The organism is Amycolatopsis echigonensis, assembly GCF_014174495.1.
In the GTDB taxonomy this organism is placed as follows: Bacteria; Actinomycetota; Actinomycetes; order Mycobacteriales; family Pseudonocardiaceae; genus Amycolatopsis; species Amycolatopsis echigonensis.
Window position 1 is genome coordinate 52,427 of sequence record NZ_JACJHR010000057.1, and the last position, 6,189, is coordinate 58,615.

Here is a 6,189-nt window from a genome sequence, read left to right on the forward strand (position 1 = left end):
GGTTGCCCGCTCGGCCGACGGGCAACCGACGCTCTGGCTGACGATGATCACCGCCGCGGCGAGAATCATGCGCTGGTGACGTGCGCGACGAACCGGGTGGCGAGGTCGCGCAGCTTGATGTTGTCGCGTTGGGATTGCTCGACCAACAGGGTGAATGCCTGGTCGGCGTCGATCCGGCTGACCGCCATGAGGATGCCTTTGGCCTGGTCGATCACCGCCCGGCTCTCCAGCGCGGTCCGCAAGTGCTCGGCGGTGTGGCGGGCGTGTTGGTAGCGGTGGTAGACGCGCAGTGCCGCGGTGACGGCGCTGGTGTAGAGGTCGAGCAGTTTCTCGTCCAGTTCGGCGAAGCCGTGGGCGTGAGTGCTGTAGCAGTTCACCTCGCCGGCGTGCCCGTCGTCGATGACGATCGGGGCGGACAGGAAGCTTGCGTATCCTGCCTCGGTGGCGTCGCGAGCGAAGTCCGGCCAGCGGTCACGGGCCTGGGCGATCGACACGCGCACCAGCGTGCCCGATGCCGCGGCTTCGAGGCAGGGTCCGTGTCCGAGGGCGTATTGGTCTCGGTCGAGGCTCACGACGACGTCGCTGGTGGTGGCCGCGGTCCGGGCGTTGCCCTCGTCGAGCAGAGTTACGGTCGCTTCGTCCACGCCCGGTACGGCCTTGGTGACCTGGGCGCACACCTGCTGGAGCAAGACGGTGAAGTCGTCCACGCTGCCCAACGCCGCGGTCAGGCTTTCCAGTGCGCCGGTGACCTCGTCCAGCACCTGTGGCCACATCTCGTCCCGTGCGCGGTCCATGATTGCCTCTCGTCGGCTGCCGGGCGTCGCAACGCCTGACTACCTCGGGTATCCCCGTCAGGCCGCCTGTTACCCATGAACCCTGGGGTGCATCCGGTGCGCCAGCGCAGTCGATGCACCTTGACCTGCGGGAACCGGCGGTGACACGCCTGCCGGGCATCGAGTCGCGGATCCGGTGAATGCGGGTGCGGAGGCGGTCGGTCGTGCGGTCAGTGGAGGTGGCGGCGGACGGGGCCGACCCGGAGGTCGGGTTGGCTGCGTGCACTGCGGCGGTGGACCCGTACAGGAATGGAGATGGGCTCTCGACCTGGTGGCGGGGCGGGGTGGTCGCGGTCGTCGGTCGCGCGTCGGCGTGGATCGCGCAGCTCGGCGTAGGCGGCGAGCACCTCGGTCAGGCGTGCCGGATCGTTGGGTGCGTGCGCGGCGTCGGGGTGCAGGTGGCGCACCAGGGCCCGGTAGGCCGCGGCGATCTCGCTCGGCGTCGCCTCCCGCGAGACGCCGAGTACCTCGTACGGATCGGGTACCGGTGACGGTGACATGGTCATCCGCTGCGTCAGGGATGGTCGGTCCTGCTCGCCGTTCCCGTGGTGTCCTCGGGCACGGCGTGCAGATGGCTGACGGCGGTGTAAGCCTCGCGGGCGGCACCTTCCGCCTCGCCCAACGCGTGGCGCAGCGCGGCCAGTTCCCGACAGGTGCGGGCGACGTGCTCGGCCGGGTCGACATCGTCGTCGGCATGCAGCCGATACCGCTCGGGATAGTGCCCGACCTGCGGTGCCAGCGCTGCGGCCAGGTCACCCAGCGCGCCAAGCAGGTGGATCAGCTGCCAGGTCTCCTCGCGCAGGCTGGCAGGGTCGGGCCCGTGGCCGGCTGTCACGCGGTGACCTACCGCGTGCTGCACGGCCTCGGTGACCCTCGTCAGCGCGGCGGCCAGCGACGCGCCGGGCGGTGATCCTGAACGAGTGCGGGAACGGGGCATCGCACGTTGCTCCCATCGATCACGGCCAGGACTGATCGTCGGCGGGCTCGTCGGGCAGCGGCACGACGCGCCGCTGATCGGCCACGTCGGCCGGGTCGGCCTCGACCACGTCAATCGGTTCGGTGACCGGGTCCGCGCCAGGCTCGTCCTCCAGGTCGGGTCGGGCGGGGCGCAGCTGGTCGGCCACGTCGTTCCAGGGCTTGTCCAGGCTCATCGTGATTCCTCCCGTCGCGGAGTCGTCCCGTCGCGGTTGGTACCGGTACCGGCCAGGTCGTCGAGGGCGGGGGCGAGCAGCAGCGCGCCGGTGGTCAAGCAGCCGTGCAGGGCCCGCAGGTCGGCGTGGATCTCGTTGCTGACCTGCGGGCCGTGCTGCTTGGCCAGGGTCGCGGTGTGGTCCATCAGGGTCTGCACCAGGTCGGCCAGGGTGGTGGCGATCTCGTGCGTGCCGGTGATCACCGCGGACACCTCGGCCGCGCCAGGGGAACCAGTGCGCAGGGCGGTAGCGGCATCGGCGAGCCGCCGCCGGGCATCGGCCAGCGCCCCGCCGATCCGCGATCCGTCGATCCGCGTCCCGTCGGTGCGTGCCACCTCGGTCCGCGCTGCGTCGGTCGGCGCCGCGCCGTCATGCCTGGTGTCGGTCATCGGTTCCCTCCCTTCCGCACCTCGTCGGCTTCCCCGCCGCGGCCCCGGAAACACCCCGCCGACCGGGCGCGTCGGCGGGCCGGCGAGGGCGTGCGCTCAGGCGTTGATCTGCTTGCTGTCGCTGCCGGCGCTGATGGCGATCTTGCGGGGCTTGGCCTTCTCGGCGACCGGGATCCGCAGCGTCAGCACGCCGGCCTCGTAGCCGGCCTGGATGGTCTCGGTGTCCAGAGCCTCGCCCAGGAACAGCTGCCGGCTGAACACGCCGCGGGGCCGCTCGGCGACCTGGTACTCCACGTGCTCCTCGGTCTGGCCGCCGCGTTCGGCCTTGACGGTCAGCACGTTCTTCTCGACGTTCACCTCGATCGAGTCCGCGCTGACGCCGGGCAGGTCGAACGCGACCACGTACTCGTCCCCGGTGCGGTAGGCGTCCATCGGCATCGCCGCGGGACGGGCCGCGGTCCCGTTGGCGCCGAAGAACTGCTGGGTCAGCCGGTCGAGCTCGCGGAACGGGTCGGTACGCATCAACATGTCACAGTCTCCTTCCACACCAATCAGGTTTTCGATCAGGTCAGTTCCGATCGGGCGGGGTCGCAGCCCCGCCGTTCATTCTTGCTAACGGCCCGCTCAGCTTTTCTGTTCCCCGTGACCACAACTTTGGCTACAAGGCGAGGGAACCTGGGTGCCCGGACACGCCGAAGCCCGCCCTGGCGATGCAGTGGCGGGCCTCGTGGACTCACATGATCAAGGAAGGCTGGACGTTGTCCCCAACGACGACCGTGACCGGTGCTGGCCGTGGCGGGTCGGTCGGTGCGTCACGAGACGCAGTGCTGGCATTCCTCTCCGGTGTGCCAGCCAACGACGAGAGCCGGCCGCCACGGGCAGGTTGACACGAGGGCACCCCGGTACGGTCGTGCCGTTACCACCTCCTTCGCGTTCACCGGTGCTGCGATCCAGGAAGAGGGGTCCGCGCGGTCGGCGCGGCGTCGCGCAGCGGCGGCGGAGGAGACCGTTCGCGAGCTCCGACTCGCCGCGCGGTCCGCGCGAGATCACCGCTCACCGTGTGGGACAGCGGGTCGCGGCGCGAGGACGCCTCGTCGCCGCGGTGGCGACGTGTGGGCGCTGGTCCTGGTGGCCGGTCTCGCGGCGGGAGAGGCCGGGTCGCGGAGGAGCCGAAGCTGGCGGCGACGATCGCGTCGAACTCCGCGCGCACCCACGCGGGCTCCGCGCAGATCAGGTCGGCGAAGCGAGCCGGCCCGACCTCCAGGGGCCACGCGAGGTCGGTTCCCGCCCTGCGGGCAATGCTCGTGCCGTCCATCTCGATCACTCCCCAGCTGTGTGTCCACCAGGTTCTGACCGATAATTTTCTTATAGCGAGCGCTGTAGATTATGTCAAGGCGTCGCTGGAGGTACTGTGGTTCGGAGAGTGTCGGGTGAGGGTCAGGTCGACCCGTGGTGTCCGTGGGAGGCCCGCTCGTGACCAGGACTGATCTGCGCGATCTCGATGATGTCGACTATCCGGCGTACACCACGGGGCAGGCCGCGATGATGCTCGGTGTGCAGCAGGCGTTCCTGCGCAGCCTGGACACCGCTGGGCTGGTGCGTCCGCAGCGTTCCGGTGGTGGGCACCGCCGCTATAGCCGCCGCCAGCTGCACCTCGCCGCGCGCATCCGGGGGCTGCTCGACGACGGCCACGGGATCGTCGCGAGCGCCCGGATCATCGTGCTGGAAGACGAACTCGCCGCCGCTCACGCCCAGATCGCCGAGTTACGCAGCCGGCTGGAAACCGCGACGCACCCCTGATCGCCCGGCACGTCACGCGTGCCGCGTGGTCGTGTCAGGGGCCGTGGCCTTCTGAACCTGGCTCGCCACCGTCCGGGTTCGGTGGTTGTTCGCGCCGGACGCGGCCGTTGCCTGCGGGGTATGACGGTGCGGCCAGGGCCTGGGCACGGCTGGGGTGGACGTCGAACGTGGTGGTCAGGTCGAGCAGGGTCAGCGGCAGGAGTACCGGCCGGTGGGTGGCGACGACCCGGAACGCGATCCGGTGCTGGTGTGCGTGCTCGCGGGCCTGCAGGAGCGCGCTGATGCCGGCGGCGCCCAGGAACTGCACGTCGGTGAGGTCCGTGACGAGCACGGTGTGCCGGGAGCCGGTCAGAGCGTGGGTGAGTCGGCTCCGCAGTTGGGGCGCGGTGAGGAGATCCAGCTCGCCGTGAACCTCGGCGAGCAGCGCGCTGGGTGTGGGGCTGCTCAGCGCGACCCGCAACACGGGACACGTGCCGTGGCCGGCGGGCGCGTGGTCCGGGTGGTCGGGCTCACCGGCGCCGGGCGGCCGAATGAGGCGGTCGGCCATGACATGCCCCAGGGAGGTCGGCTGGGACGTCGCGGCGGCAGCGGGTGGGCAGGAGACACGGCCAGACCTCCGTCTCGCGATGCGGCGGAGGGACGCCGGCCGTGGCCCGCGCCGGGTCGTACGGTACGCGAGCCGTCGCAGGTGCGGATGGGCCTGGTTGTCCTGCTCCACCTGAGTGGATTTGCAGCACGTCCCGGCTGACTGCACAACCGCGAGCTGAGGTCATGCTAGTGGCGGTGGGTGCCCGCTTTCCAGAGGGCGAGGCACTGTCATAGCGGGGCTGGACGGGTTGCGGTCGGCGCGGGCGGTGCCAGACTGGGGTCGTCGGGGGCGACCTCGATCATTCGATACGGTCATCGACGGTCGGTGTTCAGCAGCGCAGCATCGGATGCGATGAAGGTCGCCTCCGGCGCTCCCGCGGCAGGCCGGGGTGAGTCCGCGCGACCATGGCCGTTGCCGCGACAAAGGGGTTTGTGCGCATGACCGGCGAAACCGAGCTGCTGACCATCGCCCAGGAGCTGGCCGAGGTGTCGCGGCTGGTCGAGGACGACGACGTGACGGGCGCACTGGGGCGCTTTGCCGAGCGGGTGATGCGCACCGTGCCGGGCTGCGCGGCGGCCACCGTCACCGTAACCGGCGTGCGGCCCGAGCAAGCGGACGTGGTGGCGGCCTGCGCGACGCCGGGTGCAGCGGCACCCGCGCAGGACATGCTGACCGGCGACGGCCCGCTCGTGGAAGCGTTGCGGTATCGCGAACCCCGCCGGGTGGACGACACACGCACCGATCAACGATGGCCGCGGTTCAGCGCACGCTTGGCCGACCAGGGGTATCGCAGCGTCCTGGTGTTGCCGGTGCCGACCCGCCGCCGCGGCGGCGGGTCGGCGGTGCTGACGGTGTTCTCCGATGAGCCGCACCGGTTCGACGAGACCGTCCACGATGTCGTGCTGCTGCTGACGGTGCACGCTGGCGTGGTGTTCGACAACGCGCAGCTGTTCCACGACAGCCGCCGCCTGGTGGACCAGCTCAAGGTGGCGCTGGAGACCCGGCAGACGATCGGGCAGGCCCAGGGCCTGCTGATGCGCCACTTCGGCTGCGACGCCCAAGGCGGGTTCGGTCTGCTGAAGGGAGCCTCGCAGAACACCAACACGAAACTGCGGGATGTGGCCGAGACGCTGGTCTCCGCCCACGAACAGGACAACTTCGAAAGCGCCCTGGCCAAGTTCCGGCTTGACGCCGCCACCGCGGGAGCCGCGACGAGCTAGCAGCCCGGTTTCTCGCAGCCACAGCAACGCCCGCGCCACCGACCCCGGCCCTGCTGGGCGGGGCAGGTGGCGCGGGCGTTGTCGGGTCGACCGCCTGCGGGTGGTCACTTGCCGTTGATCGCGATGCGGCGCGGCTTGGCCGCCTCGGTCTTCGGCACGCGGACGGTG

Annotated in this window: 10 protein-coding genes; 2 read left to right on the forward strand and 8 right to left on the reverse strand. The window is 70.8% G+C overall.

What is annotated here, in order from left to right:
- Positions 1-65 precede the first annotated feature (65 nt).
- The 7 genes from H5411_RS31510 to H5411_RS31540 form a co-directional block, all read right to left on the reverse strand.
- Positions 66-794 carry a GAF and ANTAR domain-containing protein gene (locus H5411_RS31510; protein ID WP_183125911.1) on the reverse strand — a complete coding sequence of 243 codons (729 nt, stop codon included), beginning with the start codon at positions 792-794 and terminating at the stop codon, positions 66-68.
- 209 nt (positions 795-1,003) lie between these two features.
- Positions 1,004-1,333 (reverse strand): J domain-containing protein, encoded by a 330-nt coding sequence (locus H5411_RS31515; protein WP_220817754.1) that lies wholly within the window; start codon positions 1,331-1,333, stop codon positions 1,004-1,006.
- A 14-nt stretch (positions 1,334-1,347) separates the two neighbouring features.
- Positions 1,348-1,770 (reverse strand): hypothetical protein, encoded by a 423-nt coding sequence (locus H5411_RS31520; protein WP_220817755.1) that lies wholly within the window; start codon positions 1,768-1,770, stop codon positions 1,348-1,350.
- A gap of 19 nt (positions 1,771-1,789) precedes the next feature.
- Entirely contained in the window at positions 1,790-1,984 is a 195-nt protein-coding gene (locus H5411_RS31525) for a hypothetical protein (protein WP_183125914.1), read from the reverse strand.
- The gene (locus H5411_RS31530; protein WP_183125915.1) at positions 1,981-2,412 is read right to left on the reverse strand and encodes a hypothetical protein; all 432 of its coding nucleotides are present in this window, start codon (positions 2,410-2,412) and stop codon (positions 1,981-1,983) included. Before H5411_RS31530 ends, H5411_RS31525 begins: the two co-directional genes overlap by 4 nt.
- Before the next feature lie 96 nt (positions 2,413-2,508).
- Positions 2,509-2,940 carry an Hsp20/alpha crystallin family protein gene (locus H5411_RS31535; protein WP_183125916.1) on the reverse strand — a complete coding sequence of 144 codons (432 nt, stop codon included), beginning with the start codon at positions 2,938-2,940 and terminating at the stop codon, positions 2,509-2,511.
- A gap of 406 nt (positions 2,941-3,346) precedes the next feature.
- Positions 3,347-3,727, reverse strand: a complete 381-nt coding sequence (locus H5411_RS31540) for a hypothetical protein (RefSeq protein WP_183125917.1) — start codon at positions 3,725-3,727, stop codon at positions 3,347-3,349.
- A gap of 158 nt (positions 3,728-3,885) precedes the next feature.
- Here H5411_RS31540 and H5411_RS31545 point away from each other — a divergent pair, with 158 nt between their 5' ends.
- On the forward strand, positions 3,886-4,212 hold the full coding sequence (locus H5411_RS31545; protein ID WP_183125918.1) for a MerR family transcriptional regulator: 327 nt from the start codon (positions 3,886-3,888) through the stop codon (positions 4,210-4,212).
- Between the two features lie 34 nt (positions 4,213-4,246).
- On the opposite strand, the gene H5411_RS31550 is transcribed toward H5411_RS31545, so the two are convergent.
- Entirely contained in the window at positions 4,247-4,759 is a 513-nt protein-coding gene (locus tag H5411_RS31550) for an STAS domain-containing protein (RefSeq protein WP_183125919.1), read from the reverse strand.
- Positions 4,760-5,238: 479 nt separating this feature from the next.
- On the opposite strand from H5411_RS31550, the gene H5411_RS31555 reads away from it, so the two are divergent.
- Positions 5,239-6,021, forward strand: coding sequence for a GAF and ANTAR domain-containing protein (locus H5411_RS31555; protein WP_246369480.1), 783 nt, complete (start codon positions 5,239-5,241; stop codon positions 6,019-6,021).
- Positions 6,022-6,189: the final 168 nt, after the last annotated feature.

Coding starts and splice junctions, on each gene's coding strand:
- H5411_RS31540 (WP_183125917.1), bottom strand. CDS start 3,727: ATGGACGGCACGAGCATTGCCCGCAGGGCGGGAACCGACCTCGCGTGG.
- H5411_RS31535 (WP_183125916.1), bottom strand. CDS start 2,940: ATGTTGATGCGTACCGACCCGTTCCGCGAGCTCGACCGGCTGACCCAG.
- H5411_RS31525 (WP_183125914.1), bottom strand. CDS start 1,984: ATGAGCCTGGACAAGCCCTGGAACGACGTGGCCGACCAGCTGCGCCCC.
- H5411_RS31520 (WP_220817755.1), bottom strand. CDS start 1,770: ATGCCCCGTTCCCGCACTCGTTCAGGATCACCGCCCGGCGCGTCGCTG.
- H5411_RS31550 (WP_183125919.1), bottom strand. CDS start 4,759: ATGGCCGACCGCCTCATTCGGCCGCCCGGCGCCGGTGAGCCCGACCAC.
- H5411_RS31555 (WP_246369480.1), top strand. CDS start 5,239: ATGACCGGCGAAACCGAGCTGCTGACCATCGCCCAGGAGCTGGCCGAG.
- H5411_RS31515 (WP_220817754.1), bottom strand. CDS start 1,333: ATGTCACCGTCACCGGTACCCGATCCGTACGAGGTACTCGGCGTCTCG.
- H5411_RS31530 (WP_183125915.1), bottom strand. CDS start 2,412: ATGACCGACACCAGGCATGACGGCGCGGCGCCGACCGACGCAGCGCGG.
- H5411_RS31510 (WP_183125911.1), bottom strand. CDS start 794: ATGGACCGCGCACGGGACGAGATGTGGCCACAGGTGCTGGACGAGGTC.